The sequence below is a fragment of the Paenarthrobacter sp. 4246 genome (assembly GCF_040546855.1).
In the GTDB taxonomy this organism is placed as follows: Bacteria; Actinomycetota; Actinomycetes; order Actinomycetales; family Micrococcaceae; genus Arthrobacter.
This window is the reverse complement of record NZ_JBEPOP010000001.1, coordinates 331,025-351,450: the sequence shown is the minus strand read 5'-3', so window position 1 is coordinate 351,450 and position 20,426 is coordinate 331,025. Positions and strand designations below refer to the sequence as shown.

The 20,426-nt window shown below is 62.8% G+C and carries 18 protein-coding genes; 12 read left to right on the top strand and 6 right to left on the bottom strand.

What is annotated here, in order from left to right:
- Positions 1-52: 52 nt before the first annotated feature.
- Positions 53-1,138 (top strand): hypothetical protein, encoded by a 1,086-nt coding sequence (locus ABIE35_RS01655; protein WP_354512141.1) that lies wholly within the window; start codon positions 53-55, stop codon positions 1,136-1,138.
- Between the two features lie 82 nt (positions 1,139-1,220).
- Here the strand turns inward: ABIE35_RS01655 and ABIE35_RS01650 are convergent, their stop codons facing one another.
- Complete coding sequence (locus tag ABIE35_RS01650; RefSeq protein ID WP_354512140.1) at positions 1,221-1,769, bottom strand: hypothetical protein; 549 nt, start codon at positions 1,767-1,769, stop codon at positions 1,221-1,223.
- Positions 1,770-2,202: 433 nt separating this feature from the next.
- Here ABIE35_RS01650 and ABIE35_RS01645 point away from each other — a divergent pair, with 433 nt between their 5' ends.
- The 3 genes from ABIE35_RS01645 to ABIE35_RS01635 all read left to right on the top strand — a co-directional run bounded on the left by ABIE35_RS01645 (position 2,203) and on the right by ABIE35_RS01635 (position 5,060).
- Complete coding sequence (locus ABIE35_RS01645) at positions 2,203-2,697, top strand: LPXTG cell wall anchor domain-containing protein (protein ID WP_354512139.1); 495 nt, start codon at positions 2,203-2,205, stop codon at positions 2,695-2,697.
- A 152-nt stretch (positions 2,698-2,849) separates the two neighbouring features.
- Positions 2,850-4,067: an MFS transporter gene (locus ABIE35_RS01640; RefSeq protein ID WP_354512138.1), complete on the top strand. Its 1,218-nt coding sequence runs from the start codon at positions 2,850-2,852 to the stop codon at positions 4,065-4,067.
- A 57-nt stretch (positions 4,068-4,124) separates the two neighbouring features.
- A complete protein-coding gene (locus ABIE35_RS01635) occupies positions 4,125-5,060 on the top strand; it encodes a hypothetical protein (protein WP_354512137.1) in 936 nt (311 codons plus the stop codon).
- Positions 5,061-5,147: 87 nt separating this feature from the next.
- On the opposite strand, the gene ABIE35_RS01630 is transcribed toward ABIE35_RS01635, so the two are convergent.
- Together ABIE35_RS01630 and ABIE35_RS01625 are read right to left on the bottom strand one after the other, a co-directional pair.
- Entirely contained in the window at positions 5,148-6,689 is a 1,542-nt protein-coding gene (locus ABIE35_RS01630) for a M28 family peptidase (RefSeq protein ID WP_354512136.1), read from the bottom strand.
- 110 nt (positions 6,690-6,799) lie between these two features.
- A complete protein-coding gene (locus ABIE35_RS01625; RefSeq protein WP_354512135.1) occupies positions 6,800-8,140 on the bottom strand; it encodes an acyltransferase family protein in 1,341 nt (446 codons plus the stop codon).
- Positions 8,141-8,440: 300 nt separating this feature from the next.
- Here ABIE35_RS01625 and ABIE35_RS01620 point away from each other — a divergent pair, with 300 nt between their 5' ends.
- Positions 8,441-8,629, top strand: coding sequence for a hypothetical protein (locus ABIE35_RS01620; RefSeq protein ID WP_354512134.1), 189 nt, complete (start codon positions 8,441-8,443; stop codon positions 8,627-8,629).
- A gap of 31 nt (positions 8,630-8,660) precedes the next feature.
- On the opposite strand, the gene ABIE35_RS01615 is transcribed toward ABIE35_RS01620, so the two are convergent.
- On the bottom strand, positions 8,661-9,572 hold the full coding sequence (locus ABIE35_RS01615) for a phosphatase PAP2 family protein (protein WP_354512133.1): 912 nt from the start codon (positions 9,570-9,572) through the stop codon (positions 8,661-8,663).
- A 155-nt stretch (positions 9,573-9,727) separates the two neighbouring features.
- Between ABIE35_RS01615 and ABIE35_RS01610 the strand changes: the two genes are divergently transcribed.
- Genes ABIE35_RS01610 through ABIE35_RS01595 form a run of 4 tightly spaced genes read left to right on the top strand, consistent with a single transcriptional unit; the run spans position 9,728 to position 14,421 of the window.
- Positions 9,728-11,146: an ABC transporter substrate-binding protein gene (locus ABIE35_RS01610; RefSeq protein ID WP_354512132.1), complete on the top strand. Its 1,419-nt coding sequence runs from the start codon at positions 9,728-9,730 to the stop codon at positions 11,144-11,146.
- On the top strand, positions 11,143-12,108 hold the full coding sequence (locus ABIE35_RS01605; RefSeq protein ID WP_354512131.1) for a carbohydrate ABC transporter permease: 966 nt from the start codon (positions 11,143-11,145) through the stop codon (positions 12,106-12,108). Before ABIE35_RS01610 ends, ABIE35_RS01605 begins: the two co-directional genes overlap by 4 nt.
- A gap of 8 nt (positions 12,109-12,116) precedes the next feature.
- Complete coding sequence (locus ABIE35_RS01600) at positions 12,117-12,989, top strand: carbohydrate ABC transporter permease (RefSeq protein ID WP_354512130.1); 873 nt, start codon at positions 12,117-12,119, stop codon at positions 12,987-12,989.
- 28 nt (positions 12,990-13,017) lie between these two features.
- A complete protein-coding gene (locus tag ABIE35_RS01595; protein ID WP_354512129.1) occupies positions 13,018-14,421 on the top strand; it encodes a glycoside hydrolase family 32 protein in 1,404 nt (467 codons plus the stop codon).
- Positions 14,422-14,601: 180 nt separating this feature from the next.
- On the opposite strand, the gene ABIE35_RS01590 is transcribed toward ABIE35_RS01595, so the two are convergent.
- Entirely contained in the window at positions 14,602-15,654 is a 1,053-nt protein-coding gene (locus ABIE35_RS01590) for a LacI family DNA-binding transcriptional regulator (RefSeq protein WP_354512128.1), read from the bottom strand.
- Between the two features lie 62 nt (positions 15,655-15,716).
- The gene (locus ABIE35_RS01585; protein WP_354512127.1) at positions 15,717-16,358 is read right to left on the bottom strand and encodes a DUF2510 domain-containing protein; all 642 of its coding nucleotides are present in this window, start codon (positions 16,356-16,358) and stop codon (positions 15,717-15,719) included.
- Between the two features lie 102 nt (positions 16,359-16,460).
- Between ABIE35_RS01585 and ABIE35_RS01580 the strand changes: the two genes are divergently transcribed.
- The 3 genes from ABIE35_RS01580 to ABIE35_RS01570 all read left to right on the top strand — a co-directional run bounded on the left by ABIE35_RS01580 (position 16,461) and on the right by ABIE35_RS01570 (position 20,311).
- The gene (locus ABIE35_RS01580) at positions 16,461-17,069 is read left to right on the top strand and encodes a hypothetical protein (protein ID WP_354512126.1); all 609 of its coding nucleotides are present in this window, start codon (positions 16,461-16,463) and stop codon (positions 17,067-17,069) included.
- 61 nt (positions 17,070-17,130) lie between these two features.
- Positions 17,131-18,147, top strand: coding sequence for an o-succinylbenzoate synthase (locus tag ABIE35_RS01575; protein WP_354512125.1), 1,017 nt, complete (start codon positions 17,131-17,133; stop codon positions 18,145-18,147).
- 76 nt (positions 18,148-18,223) lie between these two features.
- Positions 18,224-20,311: a PhoX family protein gene (locus tag ABIE35_RS01570; RefSeq protein ID WP_354512124.1), complete on the top strand. Its 2,088-nt coding sequence runs from the start codon at positions 18,224-18,226 to the stop codon at positions 20,309-20,311.
- Positions 20,312-20,426: the final 115 nt, after the last annotated feature.

The window sequence follows — 20,426 nt, the reverse complement described above, 5'->3', positions numbered from 1 at the left end:
AGTCCTAGGATGAAGGCGACCATTCGGTTCGCGACTACCTGGGGGTGTCGAGATGAAGGGCACACGCGTCTTTCCGCGTGCTACCAACATTCTCCGCTCAGTCATGATCGCTGGAGCCGGCACGGCGCTCTGGATGACACTCTCCGCAACCGGCGCCAACGCCGACACCGGAGCTGACGAAAAGCCCTCGCTTCTTGGGGGAGTTACGTCCACTGTGTCTTCTGTTGCAGAAGCCACAGTGCCAGAGTCTTCGGCTCACTCCGTCAGTGTTCCCGTCCCGAACGTTGCCCTGCCCGCACCGGTGAAAGCGGTAGTGCCTGCGCAGTCTGCTTCCGTTCCCGTTCCAGCAGTGACGCCCTTCATGGAGCATGTGGGAGGGGCCGTAGGAGAAATTGTCGGAACCGTTCCGCTGGTCAACCAAGTAGTCCCGGGAGGGACTGTCGGAACCGTTGTGGAGGCAGTCGCTGTCCCCGTGACGGAAACCGTGGACCACACTGTCGCTGCAGTTGTTCCTCCGGTCAACGAGGCCCTGAAACCTGTTGCCCTGGAACCCGTCACCGACGTTACCAACCCCATTGTTCAGCCGATCGTTGACGTGGTTGATGAAGTCTTGCCGCCGGTCGGCTCAGTTCTTCCGCCTCTGCTTGGAGGCGCCGGATCCTTACCTCCAGCAGCGCCTGCAGGAGACGTCACGCCGGGGGTTGGCACTCTGCCGACTTCCGGCGTCGTAAGTTCACCGCAAGGGGCGGCCGCAATGGGAACCGCGACCCAGGAACCAGCGGCGGTGAAGACCGTGCCAGCCACCCGTGCAATTGTTCCGGGTACTGCCACCGTGGCGTCGCCGGTGCTATCCATATCCCGTGTGCTGGGTTCTGCAAGCTCAGTACAAGCCGTTGGAGCTGGGTCAACCCAAGAGCATACGGAACCCGCGGACCTTCCTTCCGGGCCGGGAGCTGTGCCTGCCGGACTCGCGGGAACCGGCTCAGGTAACTCCCAGAACGGGCCCCCGAGCCCCGCAGCGGCATTCCTGCACGGTGCACTGATTATTCCCGCAGATTCCCTCACTGACCTGGAGACGGTCAGCGATGAACAACATCCAAAGCCGGTTTCATTCGATCCCGGCTCCTCTCCTGACTAGTTCCCCAGCCCCGCTGCTCAACAAAACGCAGCCGACGGCTATTGGGGCGATCCGTCAACGGACGCCTTTAGGAACAAGACTTTCAGGAGAAGATCACCATGAACAGGACCTTACGCAAGTGCCTCATCGGCACATGCTTCGCAGGGGGCATGATTGCCCTCAGCGCAACCGCGGCCAATGCCGCGGACACCACTTCCGGAAAGGATGGGCTAGTTTCCGGAACGCAGGTCATAGCGCCAGTAACAGCGCCGATTTCCGCGGGCGCCACCTCACTGGGACTGTTGGGGGATTCAGCAGCTACGGCGTCCGCGCCGGGAACTGCTGGAGGTTCGGGCCACGCGCCCGCGGCCAACACCAATGGCTCCAACAGCATCGGTTCCGGGACGCAAGTAGTTGCTCCGGTCACGGTGCCCATAAACCTGGGCTCGTCGTCAGTGGGTCTGCTGGGGGGCTCCACTGCGGCGAGCCCAGCCGCACCTGCCGCACCAGCAGCGGCAACAAGTTCGACGCCGGCCGCTGCGACCAGCGGTTCCGGCAGTATCGCCTCGGGAACCCAAGTGGTAGCGCCGGTGACGGTGCCCATCACGGTGGGTTCGACGTCGGCCGCTGTTTTGGGGGATTCATCAGCCACCACCACACCCGCGGCATCAGTTCCAGCTCCTGCGCCGGATCAAGCACCGGCGCAGGCAACAACGTCGGGGGGAGAGTCAATTGCATCCGGCGCTCAGGTAGTGGCTCCGATATCGGTCCCTGTTAACATCGGAGCCACTGCTGTGGGTGTAGCTGGGGATTCTGCAGCTACGTCCGGTTCGTCCGCGCCTCTTGCTCCAGCTGCTCCTAGTGGGACCTCGTCGGGTGCCTCGACGAATGGTTCGGAGGGCATCGGCTCTGGCACTCAGGTCGTCGCGCCGATTACGGCTCCGGTGAACGTGGGCTCTACCTCGGCCGGTGTGTTGGGTGACTCATCAGCTACGAACACCGGAACCAGCGGTGGGAGTGCTCCTGCTGGTACCACGGGGGGTAGCACCACTTCCGGCAATGATGGACTCCTCTCAGGCACCCAGGTGATCGTTCCGATTACGGCTCCTGTAAGCGTCGGCTCCACCTCAGTGGGAGTCGGCGGCGGATCGGTGGGCACTGTCACGCCACCCGTTGTTACGCCGCCGGTGGTGAATCCTCCCGTTGTTACGCCTCCGGTGGTGAATCCGCCGGTGGTGAATCCTCCCGTTGTTACGCCTCCGGTAGTGAACCCTCCGGTTGTTACGCCTCCGGTGGTGAACCCTCCTACCGTGAACCCGCCTGCTGGTGGCGGACTCGTCCCCGGTGGTAACACCGGTATCGGTACTGCAGGTGTCGGCACTCAAACCGCCACAATTGTTCCTGCAGGTTCCACCCAGGGTGCGATGACACCGGCAGCCTCCACCGCCGTCGGGAGCTCGAACGTACTGGCCAATACCGGACTGAACGGTGCCGTCGTTTTCTGGGCGGGCGTCATGCTCCTTATGGGTCTCCTCTTGGCAGTAGGCAGCCGCCGCAAGGAAGCAGTCAACCGCCGGTAGTCCTCGGCACGCAATCCCGCTCGGCATGTAGTTTGTTGCGGCTCCGGACCCAGGAGCCGCAACAAACTGCGGAGCGCACTGGTCCACGGGTAGGCATTGCACAACGTAATGCTGGCCCCGACCTCTGTAATCACAGTCCTAGGATGAAAGGGATGACCAAGACCCAGACAAACCAAAAGTTCAGCCTTCGCAGCGTTGCGCTGCCGGCCTTCGGGCCCGCGTTGCTGTTCTGTATCGGTGAGGGGGCGGTCCTGCCGGTCATAGCGCTCTCGGCGCGTGACCTTGGGGCGTCCGTGGCGGTCTCGGCTTTGATTGTGACCCTGATCGGGCTGGGGTCGTGGATCTTCAACATTCCGGCCTCGATCATCACAGAGAAGTTCGGCGAGCGTTGGTCGATCGTAGGCGCCGGAGCCTTGGGCGCGATAGCGCTGGGTGCGGCAGCTTTCGCACCGCAAATGGAGCACGGCCTGTGGCTGCTGGCGGCTTCGATGACGCTAGTGGGCATGTCAGCCAGCGTCTTCAACCTTGCCCGGCAGAAGTTCCTCACCGAAGCGGTCCCGGTTCTCTATCGCGCACGGGCACTGTCCACATTGGGCGGGGTGACCAGGATCGGTCTCTTCATCGGACCGTTCGTTGGGGCCGGCGTCATGCAATTTGCGGGCATAAGCGGCGCGTATTGGGTGGGCTTTGCGGGCATGATGGCGGCTGCCGCTTTGTCGCTCACCATCCCGGATTTAGTGGCTCCGGATACGTCCGACGGCGCCCCTCGCCCTCCAGCGTCCACGCTGCGGAGTGTCGCTGCCTCCCATGCAGGCGTGTTCCTGACCGTTGGGTTCGGAATTCTCTTGTTGAGTGCCTTGCGTGCCTCGCGTCAGGTGGTGATCCCGTTGTGGGCGGATCACTTGGGGCTTGATGCCACCCATGCCTCGCTGTTGTTCGGCCTGTCCGGCGCAATCGACATGCTGGTGTTCTACCCTGCCGGAAAGCTCATGGACAGGAAGGGCCGGCAATGGGTGGCCATCCCGTCCACTGTGATCATGGGATCGGCCTTGATCCTGATTCCGTTCACCGCAGGGTTTGTGCCGCTGCTGCTGGTTGCACTGCTGATCGGGTTCGGCAACGGCATTAGTTCAGGACTCATTATGACGCTGGGTGCCGACTTCTCGCCGGACAACGGCCGCAGTCACTTCCTAGGCATCTGGCGCTTCATTGCTGACTCGGGCGGAACCGGGGGACCGGTGCTGCTTTCCGGGCTGACGGCCGCCATCTCACTGTCCGCAGGGATCTGGGCCACAGGCGTACTGGGCTTCGCAGCCGCAGTGGTGTTCGCCGTCGCGATTCCCAGATTGAAGCACCGGCGGAATTACTGAGGTGTGCTGGTCATGTCCCGGGATTCTGGGGTCTCCGACCTCCGCGGCTAGACTACCGTGGTGTCTGAAAACCTAGTTGTCGATACCCCGACGCCATCCAGCTTCCCGGACCTTCACTCATTCCTGTCCGCTGAAGAGGTTCCTGCAGGGCTGATCGAGATCCAGCACCAGGGCTTGCCGCTTGAAATACTGAACGTCCCCGCCGATTCCGATACCACCTTGGTGTGCTTCCACGGAGCGGCCGAAAAAGACGTCCGACTCCCGTGGTTCCTGGGGCAAGGAGTCACCGCCGGGCTACCTGTCAACCGTATTTTTATCTCAGATCCCAGCCTCCGCAAATCAACTGACTTCAACCTGGCTTGGTATGCGGGCTCAAAAGAGCAGCCCGACCTTCAGGAGACCCTGGCGGACGTTGTTAGACGCATTGTGAGGGAGACCGGAGGTTACAATCTGGTGTTCTTCGGCAGTTCAGCTGGCGGATACGCCAGCCTTGCTTTGTCGAGGTTCTTCCCAACATCGCTGGCGCTTGCTGTCAATCCGCAGACATCCATTTCCCGTTTCTACCCTGGGGCGGTGGAGCGCTACATGACTTACGCCTGGGAGATGGACGGCAAAGATATGTCCGAATTACCGGCCAGCGTGGCTCATAACCTTATTCCGGCGTATTCGGCGGGCTTCAGTCACACAGTGGCTCTTATTCAGAACGCCAAGGACTGGTTCCATATCCAGAAGCACCAGCTGCCATTTGTTGATGTTGTTGGTGACTCAGAGAATCTCTTCATGCTGATGGACCGGTGGGGACCCGACACTGGTGATGGCCACATCCCCCCGCCCAAGGAACTGATCAGGGCGTGCTTCGAGGAATTGGCAACGTGCCGCGGTGACTGGCGGGCAGGACTCGCTGCCTCTGGTTTCCAAGCAGAGACGACCCGTCAGGACGTGAAACGGCGTGTGTTGGATACAGCTCCAGCAAAGGCTGCTTCCGACACCTAGGCCTGCTCTCCAACGCGACGACACCAACGGCCGCAGGACAACCCCGTGAGGGCTGCCCTGCGGCCGTTGGTGCATTCAACAGAACTACTAGCGGACTGCCTGGTTGCCCTTGAATTCGAGCTTCAAGTTGCCCGTGCCCTTCGCGGTGCCGTTCACTGCGGACTGGGTTTCCGCGAAGACCAGCGTGGAGTGGGCAATGGCGTCGGCCATCTGTTCGAGGACCGCTGCGTCGATGTTGTCGATGTCATCGCAGGCCTGGTGGTAGCAGGGGTCATAGGCAACACCTGCCGTGCCGCCGTAAATGGCCGCCTGCTCCGCGGTCTTGATCTCCTCAGCACCAGTGAAAAGGCCACCGGCCGGAATGCCGTTTTCGATGAACCCGAAGTAGTCCGAGCGGCCGTCGAACTCTGTGGGCTCCGTAGCTAGACCTTGAGAGGCGAAGTAGTCCAGGAACACCTTCTCGATCAAGGCTGAACCGTTGGGCCCCGCGGTTCCGAGTGGTTTGCCATCACCGTCGTAGACGAACCTGACCGGGTTGGGCGAAGCCACCATGTCGAAGTTGAGGTTGAGTGCGTGGTTCTTGACGTCACTCTTACTCAGTTGGGCCACGTAGTAGTCGGAGCCAATCAGGCCATCTTCCTCGCCGCTCCACCACGCGAAGCGCACGCGGTTCTCCGGCGAAACTCCAAGTGCCGCAAACTGCAAGGCCGTCTCAAGGATGGCGGCGGAGCCGGACCCGTTGTCATTGATGCCGGGACCCTCAGCGACGGAATCCAGGTGCGCACCCACCACCACGGTGCGGTCTGCGCGCCCGGCCGTATCTGCCAGGACGTTGAAGGTTTCGATCGGCTGGGTATTGCCCTCAACCACGATCCGCACAGTAGCACCCGTGAGACCGGCCAGTTCCTCACCGACCGCAAAGCTTGCACCTACCGTTGGGACGGTCACTTCCGGGTTGTCAGCTGTGGGGGCGCCGAGGGTTCCATCCACCCTGCCCAGCCGATCATCGGCGTCGCCCTGGTTGAAGATGATCACGCCTGCTGCCCCCGCAGCTTGGGCGTTCACGGCCTTGGTGTTGAAAGGACAGGTGCCACGCTGAATGAGTGCGATACTTCCGGCTACAAATCCGGTGAAGTCGATAGCCTCGCAACCACTGGTTGAGGCACGGTCGCCTGTGAGATTGATATCCACCGGCGTCACAGTCCCCGTGACGCTCCCGAAGCCGGAGTAGGACATCGCAGCGAAATCGTCCTCGGTGTATGTCCGTGGGGTTGGCGTAAGCCGCTCAAAAGCTTCACCCATTAGGTTGAACTTGAGGTATTCGAAGTACTGGCGTTGTGTCACGAAGCCTGCAGCTTCAAGCTGATCCTCGATGTACTCCGCCGAGGCCACATGGCCCGCCGTACCGGCAGATCGCGTGCCGCCATTGGCATCGGCGATCGCTTGGAGTTCTTCGAGGTGGCCGATGATGGCTCCTGAAGTGACTGCGTCGCGGAGGGCCTGGGTGTCCGTCCCTTTGGCAGCCAGGGCGGGTGGCGTTATGGCAACGGCAAGAATGGCGAACGTTGCCACTCCTGCCGCGAGGGCAGACGTTCGGTTCTCAATGCGTGGTTTGTGCTTTGTATGCATCTCATGCATCTCCCTGTGGGGACCCGGTAGTTGGGTGGCCGGGTGCGGTAGCGCAGAATCTACCCCGCACGAGTCCGCTGGTGAAGGCTTGTTTTTCGCGCCGGTCAGGCTTAGGTGCGCTCAGCAAGCCGTGGCGTCTTCCACACCCGGTCCGGGACCTTGCCGGTAACGAGCGCCACGGCGATCACCAACAGGACCAAACCCCATGTCGCATTGGTGACATCAAGGGCCTGCCTCATCACCACGAAGGGCGGGATGATCGCCAGCACGGTTCCAGCCGCGATACGCCACATGGGCGGACGCAAAGCACCGGGCGCCAGCGCGGTGCTGGCAAGTTCCAAGCGGACCAGCGGCGTAGAGACCAGCAACACCAGCGCCCACGCGACAATGTAGAACAGGGGACGGCTCAGCCACCACTCGGTGCTGGCAGGCTGCGGGAACGGCAACCGCAGGACCAGCGCGATCCCGAACAAGGCAATGATCAACGGCAGGTGCCACAGATAGATGGTCATGGCACGGCTGCCTACCACGAACATCACCTTTTGCACCCAGCCCACCCGCACGCACCACTGCAACATCGGGTACACGGCCTTCACCAGCAGAACATGCGCCAAGCCCACCAACACCAGCGGGAACATGGGCGGGTTCTGGCTGGTCAGCATGTCCACGGGGTAGGGACCGGCGCCCGTCAGCGGGACCAGCGCTCCATAACAAGCAACCGCGGCCAGGACCAGCTTCCAGCGGGCAAAGCGGTCAAAGAATCCATCGGCATAGAAAAAGCCAAGCTGCTGCAGCAACCCCCATACGAACACCATGTTCAGCAGCCCGATCGGATTTGAGTCGAAACCCCACGGGTTGTGCTCCAAGCCCAGGCGAACAACATCGACGACGACGGCGCCCGCGGCCAGCGCTGCGACGGTCCGGTACGGTGCCAGGCCGTGGAGCTTCGCCATGGTGGGAACCATCGCTTGGCAGATCAGGTATGCGGCCAGGAACCACAACTGAACCCCGGCGCCTGCAGCGATAACTGTAAGAAGGTCGCCCGGGACCCCGGCCGCCGTCGCGCTCCACAGCGCAATGGTGAGGAAGGCGTAGAGGGCGACCGTGGGACGGACCAGTCGGAGCACGCGGTTCCGGAGGTAGTCGCCGGCGTCTCCGCCTTTGCGTTGCAGGCTCCGCCACGAGGTGAGCGATGCGAAGCCGCCCACCACAAAGAAGAGCGGCATGACTTGGCCGAACCACGTACCCTGCGCGAACCAGCTCAAGGACGTCAAGGGATTCCCTACCCCGATGCCGGAGGAGTCCACGCTGATCCCCATCATGAGCAAGTGGACGGCCACCACGGCAAACATGCAGGCGACGCGAATGAAATCGACCACGAGATCGCGGGATGCCGGGACTTGGGTGGTTGCTGCCTTGCTGCTTGAGGCGGGCCTGAGGGTGGAAGACATGGGTGCTCCTGGGAAGTTGCCTTGTTTATCCATCGAGTGGATTAACAGTAGCGCATCAAACGGGGTTGCGTCGACGTCTTGTTCAGAAAGGTCACCTCATTCGGGTCAGGAATGACCCGACGGGGCGTAGCCTGAAGAAGGAGGACCCGCCCCAGTATCCAGAGAGATTGTGCAGCGCATTCAGGTCCCATAAATCCACCCCAACAATGAACGGCAGCGCTGATTACTATGCACATCAGGGAATTTTGGAGTCAGCTTTCTCCGGACACGCAACAGTGGCTCATCGACAATCCGGGAAGCATGATTGTGCCCCGAACCATGACGGCCATTTTCAATGACGAAACCGGCGAGGACGGGGCCGTGGACATCCACGGCGGCACTTTGCTCACTGCGGACGACCAACTTTTCATCCGGGAGCAGGCCCACCTTCGAGGGGTTGAGGCCGCGGAGGATCCCAGATTCTTCGATTCAGTCGGCCCGGAGGACTAGCGGTCCTGTCTCCGTCGTGCGTGAAGAGCGTTTAGTTCTTCCGCGCCGCCAGTCCGAAGAGCCACGTGCCGCCAAGGGCTGACAGGTAGCCTGCGATCACAATGAAGGCCGTGCCGGCCCAGAAGTAGTCAATGGTGCTGTCGGTGCTCAGTCCGGGCATGACTTGCAGCAGTGAGTAGGCCGCAACAATGCCGGCCACCACCAGCGCGGTGACTGTGAGCCATACCCACAGCCGGGATGCCGCCCAGTGCTCGCCGTATCCCTTCCACACGTTCCAGCTGGTCCCTGTGCGGAGGATGAGCCACCCCGCGGGGAGCATGACGGCGCCGACTACCAGGAAGGCCGCAACGACATCGGCAGGGCGGTGCCACTGGTTGATGAGCGTGGAAACTCCGGTGGCTACGGCGAAGGTGCTGCCGAGGAACCCGGCCAGGGGGCGCCAGCGCGGCGAAACCATCAGGAACACCGCGGCGGCAGCGGAGGCGGCCAGGGTGGTGTGCCCGGAGGGAAGTGAGTTCAGTTCCAGGGTTTGGACGCCGCGGTCGGGCCGGTCCGGGATGAGGAACTTGAGGATCTGCGTGGCCACGTTGGCGGCGATGCATGCGGCCACGGCGATGCCGGCGGCCTTCCAGCGGCGCCGGGCGATGGTCACGAAGAGCACCATGATGGCGGCGATCGCGAGCGACAGCATGGGCAGCATGTCCAGGAACTCCGTAGAGGCCCTCCCTGCTGTTCCGCCCAGCACGGTGGCTTCAACAAGCGCTGATTCGTCGATGAACTGGCCCATGGTGGTGCGCACAAAGAAGTAGTACGTTGCGGCCAGGCCCACCACGCTGGCGATGGTGGCCAGGATGAAAAGGAATCCTGTTCCGATGCCTGGGTCGCGCTGTTGAACCGGCCGTTTGCTCGACCTCCCGCTGGTGCGGAATTGCTGGGAACTCATTCTGTCTAGGGTGCCACAGTTCTCTGTAAGGCCGGTGTGAGCTCGGCCTTAGCGTGGCGGGGCGAAGTGAGATCCCTGCAACATTCCTGTGATGGTTGACACGTGTTAGGTGACAGGTTTAGGCTTCCTAACACGTGTTAGGGAAGGAAATCTACATGTCGGGAACCAATGGAGCTTTGCGTGAATTCACACGTAGAAGTGCCCTCACAGCCCTCGGCGCAGGAATTGTTGGAGTCACCGCGGCGTCGTGGCCGCGCCTGACCGGGGCCGATATTCCAGGCCGTGGGGACAGCAGCCTCAGCATCGCCATCATGGGCACCGCCGCGGACGCCGCAGCCCGCCAGAAGGTCATTGACGCTTTCGCTAAAGTCCACCCGGAAATAAAGGTCAAGGTCCAGGCGATCCAGGCTGTGGACTGGAAGGACTTCTTCACCAAGATTCTCACCATGGTGGCAGCAGGCACCCCGCCGGATGTGGTTTACGTGGCCACGGAAGGCGCCCAGCTCTTCGCAGAAAAGCTCGCCCATCCGCTGGATGAGTACCTCCGCCGGGACGCGGACCACATGAAGGAATACTTCGAGGACGTCCACCCCAGCCTGGTGGAAGCATTCATGTACAAAGGCAGCCTGTTCCAGCTCCCCATCGACTGGAACGCCGCCAACATGTACTACAACACCGCTGCGCTCACTAAAGCGGGACTGGAGCGGCCCTCCGATAACTGGACGCACACCGACTTCCGCAGCACCCTCGCTGCCATGAAGAAGGCCAACCCCAAGGACTTCACCCCCTATTACTGGACCAACCGTCTCTTCGGTGGAGTGGTGCCGTGGCTTTATGCCAATGACACCAGCTTCCTCAAGGAAACCAAGTCCCCGGGCGGCGAATGGCTGTGGGACGGCTTCTACGCCAACGACCCCTCACGCAGCCTCCGCTCCGGCGGCTACCAGTGGCTGGAACCCAACGCCGATGATCCCCGGGTCTTCGAATCCTTCGACTACCTCCGCGGACTGGTCAAGGACGGACTGGGTGTCCGACCGGAGGAAGGCGGCGGCAGCGCACTGATCGGCCTCTTCGCCTCCAACAGGATAGGTACGACGCCGGCGGGCGGCTATTGGGTCCAAGGCCTCCACGAAGCAGGGATGACAGAGAACGACTTCGACGTCCAGTTCTTCCCGAAATGGAGGAGCCAGCGCCACCAGTTTGGCACCGCAGGCTACGCCATCATGAAGACCGCCAAGGACAAGGACGCAGCCTGGGAATGGGTGAAGTTCAGCTCCAGCCGCGAAGCCATGCAGATCGTCTTCCCCACACCGAACACCACACCCGCCCGGCGGTCCATGGTCAACGAACAGCTTTACTCAGGAACCGGTCCACGGAACTGGAAGGTCTTTTACGACACCCTGGACAAGTTCCCCACCACAGGGCCCATTCCAGCGCCACCCCAGCAGGCCGCCGTCGAAACCGCCCTCATGAAAAATGTCAGCCTGGCCGTCAGTGGGGACGAGCGCCAACTCAAAGACGCCCTGACCTCCATGCAGCGTGACCTCGAAATTGCCCTGAGGAGGCAGCCATGAGCACCGCCACCAGTACTCCTACAGGCACGGGGAGCGAGCCGGGCCGTCGCCAGACCGCCCCTAAGAACGGACAAGGATCCAGGCGCGGCCGCGTCCAACAACGCTGGCTGCCGTGGGCCTTCCTGGCCCCGACCATTGTGGGCATGGGTATTTTTACCCTTCTGCCGATTGTCGCCTCGATTGCGCTCGCATTCTTCCGCTGGGACATCATCTCAGCGCCAACGTTCGTGGGTTTCGATAACTTCGCTGAGGTGGTCCAAGACCCCACGGTCCGTGTCTCGTTCCTGAACACCATCGTGTTCGTGGTGGTGGCAGTAGCCCTCCAGCTCGGGCTGGCGCTGGGCCTGGCGATCATGGTGCAGGAGAAGCTCCCGGCCTGGCTCAGGGTGTTCTTCCGCTCTGCCTTCTTTTTCCCGCTGATCCTGTCCGCGGCGTCGGTATCGATCTTCATGCGCTACCTCTTTAACGAGCAATTCGGCGTGGTGAACTGGTTGCTTTCCATCGTTGGCATCCCAGCGGTCCCGTGGCTGACGACGCCAACCGGGTCTGCCGCCGTCGTGATTCTTGTTTATGTGTGGCAGAACTTCGGGTTCTCGTTCCTCCTGTTCATTGGTGGACTGGCTTCTATTCCGGTGGAGACGTATGAGGCCGCGTCGATTGATGGGGCCACGGGTTGGCGCAAGCACTGGTTCGTGACCCTGCCGCTGCTCAGCCCCACCACCCTGGTGGCTTCGGTCATGGCTATCATCAACGCGCTGCAAGTGTTCGACCAGCCTTATGTCCTCACCCGCGGCGGGCCCGGCGACTCGACGCGCACAGCCGTGATGGTGATCTTCGAGTCCGCATTCCAGCGACTTGAGTTCGGCGAGGCCTCGGCGATCGGTGTGATCCTGACGCTCATCATCATGGCCATCACCGCCGCGCAATTCCGGCTCAGCAAACGATTCGTCTTCTACCAGTAAGGCCCGTCATGACTACCATTCAAGAACGTGTCACCACCACGGCGCCTGTAGTGAAGCGGAAGAAACGCGACTGGTCAGTGGCCGTCCGCGTCGTCGTCTTGCTGATCGCGTCCGTCTTCGTCCTGGGCCCGGTGTTGTGGACGCTGTCCACGTCGCTGCGACCGCCGTCGGAATCCTTCCAGCTGCCGCCCGCATTCCTTCCGCTGAACCCGGATTTCACCTCCTACGAGCAGGTGTTCAAGCAGCTCAACATCGTGCTGTTGGTGCTGAACAGCGCGCTGGTCACAGGTCTGATCGCTGTGGGGCAAATGATCACGGCCGCCTTGGCTGGCTACGCGTTTGCGCACCTTAAGTTCCGGGGGCGGGGCGCCCTGTTCTCGATCGTGCTCGCCACCATGATGGTGCCCGCGCAGGTCACGATCGTGCCCGTGTTCATGCTGATCCGTGGCGTGGGCCTCTCGGACACCCTGCTCGCGCTGATCATTCCGGCCATCCCGACGGCGTTCGGTACCTTCCTGATGCGGCAGTACTTCATGGGGTTGCCGGGTGAGCTCGCTGAAGCGGCCGCGATCGACGGCGCCTCGCCGTGGCGAACCTTCCGCTCCGTGTATGCGCCGCTGGCCATGCCTGGTCTGGCGATCGTGGGCATCCTGGCGTTCAACTTCCACTGGAACGAGTTCTTTAGGCCCCTCATCATGACCATCTCCGAGCAGAACTTCACCCTCCCGCTGGGCTTGGTCTCCCTTCAAGGCAACCTCGGCACCGGAAGCATTTCCGTGGTCCTGGCCGGTGTTGTCCTGTCCATGATTCCCGCGCTGGTGGTGTTCATGTTCGGCCAGCGCGCGCTGCAGGACGGCCTCACCGCGGGCACGGGCAAATAGTTTTCACTCTCTTTTGAAAGGGGTTCCGTTGACGGACCTTGCACTTTCTTCCTCTCTGGCTCTTGCGGCGACGCACCCGGATCCCGCATTCCCGCGCTTCCACCCGAGGCCGGCGCTAGGCTGGATCAACGATCCCAATGGCATCAGCTTCATCAACGGCCGGTACCACGTGTTCTTCCAGTACAACCCCTCGTCTGCGCGGCATTCGCAGATCAACTGGGGGCATGTGAGCTCTGGTGATCTAGTGCGTTGGGAAGAGCACCCCGTGGCGCTTTCTCCCCAGGCGGGCGGGCCCGACTCCGCCGGATGCTGGACGGGCGTAGTGACTTCGGACGATGGCGTGCCCACCGCCGCTTACTCCGGGATCAAGGACCACGGCGGTCACTCGCAAGTGGTGATCGCCCGTGGTTCTGCTGATCTGTTGACGTGGGAGCAGAACGGGCACGTGGCTGCGTCCATGCCTGAGGATCCGCTGGTAACCGCCGTCCGCGACCCCTTCATCTTCCGCTTCAACGGTGCCCGCTATGCCATGCAGGGTGCAGGGCTCTGCGACGGGCGCGCGGCCTTGCTGCTGTACACGGTGGACCACATGGATTCCTGGCAGTACCAAGGGATCTGGCTGACCACTGCTGATCCTGTGGCCGCTGAGCATACGCCGGCCGAGATCTGGGAATGCCCGCAGCTGGTGGAGGTACCTCTCTCTTCCGGTGGTTCCACCTGGGTCATGATGTTCTCCCTGTGGCTCTCCGGCGACGACCACGAGCACGCCAACGGGGTGGGATACCTGACCGGCTCCCTGTCCGCGGATCCTGCCACGGGGTTGCCGGTGTTTGCCCCGGCCTCGGGTGGGAAGGCGGATCTTGGCCGTGACTTCTACGCACCGCAGATTGTGCAGCTGGCCTACTCTGCGGGGTCTGCTGCTGCTTCTGTTCCTGCTCCTGCGGCGCTGTTGTGGGGGTGGGCCAACGAGGGCCCCGGGCGCGACGGTCGCCGTGGCCGCACCCAGGAAGAAATTGACGACGCCGGGTGGTCGGGTGTCCTGACGCATCCCCGCGTTCTGTCTGTAGTCGACGGGGCGCTGACTGTCACTCCTGCGCCTGAGATTGAGGCGTACCGGGGTGCTGCTGTGGCTGAAGGTGCGGCCGGCTCCGTTGCTGTGCCTGCGTTTGCCGAGGTACTGGTTCGGGGTAGCGCTTCCGGTTCCGTGGAGCTGGTGCTTGGTTCGGGTGCCGGTGCTCAAATGGTCTACTCGGGTTCCCTTGCTGCGGGGGAGGAGCTCCGGATCTTCATCGACGCTTCCCTCGTGGAGGTATATCGTGTCGGTTCCGTCGCCACCACCCTTCGGGCCTACCCGGCCCCGGGGGAGGAATGGCAGCTCACCTTGCCCGACGGCGCAACTGCCGACGTGTGGCAGTTGAGCCTTCCCGAATAGGCGGCAGGCCGGCGTCGTGCGCTGGTTGTGGGGCCCGCTTTGCTTGGTTGGTGCCCGGTTTAGGGCGCAGAGTGGGCCTCGCAACGTGAGTGTTCTGTGTTGTGGGGCCTGCTTTGCTTGGTTGGTGCCCGGTTTAGGGCGCAGAGTGGGCCTCGCAACGCGGGCCCCCAACGCGGGGTCTCAGCGCGTGGGCGCGGGGCCGGTCGATTCCCGGACGACGAGGCGGCAGGGGACCATCGTTTCCACGGTGGTTCCCTTTCCTGTGGTGTCGGTTCCCTCAATGGCGTCCAGCAGCGTGGTCATGGCGGCGCGGCCGATCTCCCGCAGCGGCAACGCCATGGTGGTGAGTGCCGGGACCATGGTGTCCGCGATCCGGGTTTCGTCGTCGTAGCCCATGACGGAAAGATCACCGGGGACACTGAGCCCAAGCCGTGCAGCCGCAAGCGTTACCCCGACGGCCAGTCGGTCGTTCGCGCACATGATGGCCGTCGGACGTTCAGCCGGGGACACGCCGTCGAGCAGTTTCATGGCGCCGCGGTAGCCGGCATCGATATCCCAGCCGGCCATGAAAATCCGGTCGCTCCGTAGCGGAACGTTGGCCGCTGCGTGCGCATCCCGGTACCCCTGAACGCGGAGTGGCGCGGCCGGTGAGTCTTCATCTCCTGCCAGCAGTGCGATGTCCCGGTGACCCAGTTGCAGCAAGTGCTCGGCAGCTTCGCGGCCGCCGGTAACTTCATCCGGAATAACGTGGTGCAGCTGCGGCTGGGGGAGGGCGTCGTAGCAGTTGGCCAACACGGACGGTACACGGAGCATGCCCTGTGGAACGTCGATCGGTTTCAAGCCCACAGTGACGTACATGAGCCCATCCACTTGCCGGTCCAGAAGGGTCTCGATGGCGCCGGCGTCCCGGGCGCTGTCCCGCTCGGTGTCCATGACAACTGTGACAAAGCCGCGGCTGCGGGCGATGTCATCCGCGCCGCCGATGATGTTGCCGTCGAAGGGGCTGACCACCACTTCATCGGACAGGATGCCAATCACCCGTGAACGCTGGTTGCGCAGGCTGAGTGCGATCGCGTTGGGAGAGTAGTTCAGTTCCAGCGCTGCTGCCCGGATCCGGTCCTGGCTTTCCTTGGCCACATTTCCATCGCCGCGGCCGTTCAGGACCAGCGAGACCGCGCTTCTGGACACACCGGCGCGCTTGGCGACATCCAACGCAGTGGCCTTGCGGTTCATGGGAGTGTCCTTCCGGTCGTTGACAGCAGTCTACCTAACTCGTGTGAGGTTTCCCTGTGGCGCTACGTGTTCATGGACGAGCCGAAGGACGACATCATGGTCTGCATCATGGTGGACGTCCAAATGCCGGCCACCACCATGCTGATCACAAAGACGGCGATGGTGATCCACACCGGCAACAGCCCGCGCTTGGCCGCCACCTTATTGACGATCACCGAACGGCCAATCACGTAGACCGCCGAGTTCAGGAACGTCCAGGCCCAGTGGAAGGGACGTACGACGCCGGACCTCGCCAACCGCTGATAGTCCAGGTACGCGAAGAACACCGAAAGGCCATAGATCACCAAGCTCGATGCCATCAGCAGGAAGTACCCCGGCGTATAGATCGAGAAGGGGTCAAGGGTGGTGACGCCTTGACGCGTGGTGATGACGCGGAACTCCGGCTGCCAGGTAAGCATGAACAATACCGAGACCAAGGGCAGCAAGGTGATGGCCCAAATGAAAGGGTTATAGACCGGTGTTTGCTCGCTGATCGGGGTACGCGGAGCCTTGAAAACCGGTTGGTACTGCATCTGCTGCGGAGCCTGGTGGGGAGCCTGGTGGGCCGTCCAGGCGCGGCCGTCCCACCAGCGCACCAGCCGGGGGTCCGAAGGGTCCGGGTACCAGCCGGGAGGCGTCGCGGAACCGGGTGTTGATTGAGTCATATCTCCCCCACATTGAGTCGTCTTCCGAGAATATCGCGATTGCTGTCTCTCGGTTGCCATGGGCCTCTCCCCAGCGCCTGTGAGGTGGTGTATGAGTGGTTTATGAGCTTCTTCGACGACCTCCCCGAGCCTCCCGAAGAGGCACGTCAACCGCAGCCGCTCAGGCCGGGGTGGGCCGGGCCGCCGTCGGACGAACTGCCAGGGGTGGTTCCCGGTGGCGGGTTTGTTTATCAGAGCCAACGGATGGTGGTGGCGCTGAAACTGGTGGAGGTTTACTCCACGGGTTGCCTGCTGGACTTGGTGTGGTCTGTTCGACGCATGGATGAATCCGAGCAGGAATGGCGGGAGATCGTAGAGGAGTGCTACAACAATCCGCGCTCCAGCCTGGACTCCAGGACGGGGCTGGAACTAGGGGTCGCTTTTGCGGACGGACGCAAGGCGGTCGCTGCCATCCACGGACCGGCGGCGTTCGAGGACACCGACGACGTCACTGGGCCGGTGCTGACAGCCTTGGGTGGAGGCGGAGGAAGCAACAACGGAGATTACGTCCAGTTCACCGGCCGCTACTGGTTGTGGCCGTTGCCGCTGGAAGGGGACACAACGCTGGTGGCCCGGTGGGAGGCGTTGGGACTGCCGGAAAGTTCCCTTGAATTGTCCGGCGTCCAACTGGGGGAGGCTTTGGGCAGGGTCCGGAACTACTGGTCTGGGTAGCTTGTCCACATAGCCGGAAAGACCGACGAAAGGGTCAGAAGGCCGCCGGTACAGTGGCACTATGCCTGCGCTTCCCCCACTCGAAGAACTTCTCGATTCGGCCCATGTGGTCTCTCTCCCCATGCGCGTGAGGTTCCGCGGCATCATGGAGCGCGAGACGCTCCTTATGCGCGGGCCCACGGGCTGGGGCGAGTTCTGCCCCTTCCCCGAATACGACGACGACGAATCCTCCCGTTGGCTGGCCGCCGCCCTCGAAGCTGGGTGGCTTGGTTTCCCCTCTCAGCTCAGGGACACCATCCCGGTCAACGCGACAGTTCCTGCCGTTACAGCAGAGCGCGTCCCGGAGGTGCTAACGCAGTTCGGGCGGGTGGACGCGGTAAAGATCAAGGTTGCCGAGCGCGGGCAGTCGCTGAGGGACGACGTTGCGCGGGTAAACGCAGTACGTGATGCTTTGCCGGAGGCCGCCATCCGCGTGGATGCCAACGGAGGATGGGACGTAGAGCAGGCAGTGAAGGCGCTGGGCAAGCTCTCGGCTGTCGGTCTTGAGTACGCCGAGCAGCCCGTACCCACCATTGAGGGCCTGGCCGAGGTCCGCCGTCGGCTCACTGACGCTGGGACGCCGGTCCTCATCGCTGCGGACGAGAGCGTACGCAAGGAAGACGATCCCCTTCGGGTAGCCAGGGCAGGCGCCGCGGACCTCATTGTGGTCAAGGTTGCTCCACTCGGGGGAGTCCGGCGGGCACTGGACATCGTGGAGCAAGCCGGGCTGCCCGCCGTCGTCAGTTCTGCTCTGGATACCTCCGTGGGCATCCGCGCTGGACTGGCGCTCGCAGCCGCGTTGCCCTCGCTGCCCTACGCTTGCGGACTTGGCACCGTATCGCTGTTTGCCTCGGATATTACGCTGGACCCCTTGGTGGCCGACGACGGCGCCATCCACGTCCGCGAGGCTGTCGCCGATCCCGGGCTGCTGGAGGAGTACGCGGCCTCGGCGGAACGTAGGGACTGGTGGCTGGACCGGCTTCGAAGGGTGCATGCAGTCCTGGCGGGAAACCAGCATCCTTTGTTCACCGTTTCTTAACCGGAGAGACCTCTCAGATTCGGTTTCCGCTGAAAGGCTCAGCGGGAACCTCGTACACCTCTGGAAGGTCTTCCCCATGTCTGAAACCACCGGACGCACGTTTCCGCTGCTCCCCATGCTCGGCCACACCAAGGGCAAGCGCAGCGCGGTTACCTGTGCTTTGAAGTGCGACAATGCCTGCTCTGGCGATGTCTGCAACACCAGCGCCAACGGCTACTTCCGCGATATCGCTTCAACAGCCATGTCCAGGCGTGCCGCACTGGGCCTCGGTGCCGCAGGAGCGCTCGCTATCGTGCTCGGTGGTGCCGTGACCGGTGGCGACGCCGCCGTGGCCGACCCGGGAAACGGACTCTCCGATGCTGCCAAGAAGGGCTTCGACAAGTCCAAGCTCAAGTTCACCGCCATCAAGCCGGTAGATGCAGCGGTGGATGCCTTCACCGTGCCCGAGGGCTTCGACTGGAAGCCGGTCATCCGCTGGGGCGACCCCCTCTTTGCCGACTCGCCTGCCTTTGACCTCAATGCGCAGACTGCCGCAGCCCAGGCCCGCCAGTTCGGGTACAACAACGACTACACGGACATCCTGCCTATCCCGGGTTCCAAGGATCGCCGTGCCGTGCTCTTCAGCAACCACGAGTACACCAACGAGAACATCATGCTGCCCGTAGGCTTCGACCCCGCAGAGGCACGGGCCATCGGCCGGGCCGGGCATGGCCTCGCCGTGGTGGAACTCGAGCGCAAGAACAAGAACAAGCCGTGGAACTACGTCCAGGGCGCACCTCTGAACCGCCGCTTCCTCACGGACACTGTCTACGAACTGACGGGCGCCGCTGCAGGCACCAACCTGGTCAAGACGATCGATGATCCGGCAGGCCGCTGGATCAAGGGCACCTTGGGCAACTGCGCGGGTGGAACCACCCCCTGGGGCACCATCCTCTCCGGCGAAGAGAACTTCAACGGCTACTTCGCCGCTCCCGGCACCAGCGACGGGGACAAGCGTTACGGTCTCTCCGCCAAGGCAACCACCCGCCAGTGGGAACTCGACGAGCCACGCTTCGATACCCGCAACTCCGGGTACGCCAACGAGGCCAACCGATTCGGCTGGATCGTTGAAGTTGACCCGTTCGACCCCACCTCCACTCCCAAGAAGCACTCCGCCATGGGCCGCTTCAAGCACGAAGGCGCCAACGTCATTGTTGCCCCGTCCGGCCGGGTAGTGGCGTACATGGGCGACGACGAGCGCTTCGACTACCTCTACAAGTTCGTCTCCAAGGGCAAGTACCAGGCCGGCGACTCCCGCGAGGCCCGCAAGAACAACATGAACCTGCTCTCCGAAGGTGACCTTTACGTTGCCAAGTTCACGGGCGATTCGCCTGCCGACATCGATGGCACCGGCAAGCTTCCCGCCGACGGCGCCTTCGACGGCACCGGCGAATGGCTGCCCCTTGTAGTCAACGGCACCTCCGCAGTTCCCGGCATGACCGTCCCGGAGGTCCTGGTCTACACCCGCCTGGCCGCCGATAAGGTTGGGCCTACCAAGATGGACCGTTGCGAAGATGTTGAGCCCAATCCGCGTACCGGCAAGGTCTACGTGGCCTGCACCAACAACACAGACCGCGGCAAGCCGGGCAAGGAAGGGGCCACCGAGGTCAACCCGCGCACCCTCAACCGTGACGGGCACGTCGTGGAAATCACCGAAGGCCGCGAGCAGACGGGCACCAAGTTCAACTGGAACCTGCTGCTGGTGGCCGGTGACCCCGCCAAGAACACCTCAACGTACTTCTCCGGATTCCCGGCGGACAAGGTTTCGCCGATCTCCTGCCCGGACAACGTGGCGTTCGACTCCGTGGGCAACCTCTGGATCTCCACCGATGGCGCCCCCGGCACCATTGGCTACGCTGACGGTCTGTTCAAGGTCACCCTTGAGGGACCGGAACGCGGCAAGGTTGAGCAGTTCCTTGCTGTTCCCCGCGACGCTGAAACCTGTGGTCCGATCATCCACGACGAAGAACGCACCGTGTTCGTCGCCGTCCAGCACCCAGGTGAGGATGGCTCGTTCGCGGCGCAGAACTCCTTCTTCCCGGACTACGTCCCGGCCGGAGCTACGCCCGCTCCGGGTGCTGCGCGGGCTCCCCGCCCCGCGGTGGTACAGGTCTTCCGAAAGTAGGTTCTTGTACCTTGCGCATGACGAGTGCTCTCCCGCCCGGGTTGCCGGGTGGGGGAGCACTTTGTATTCCCCGACGCTCTATCACCTCCCGCGTGCTTGGGCCGGACGCTCTGTC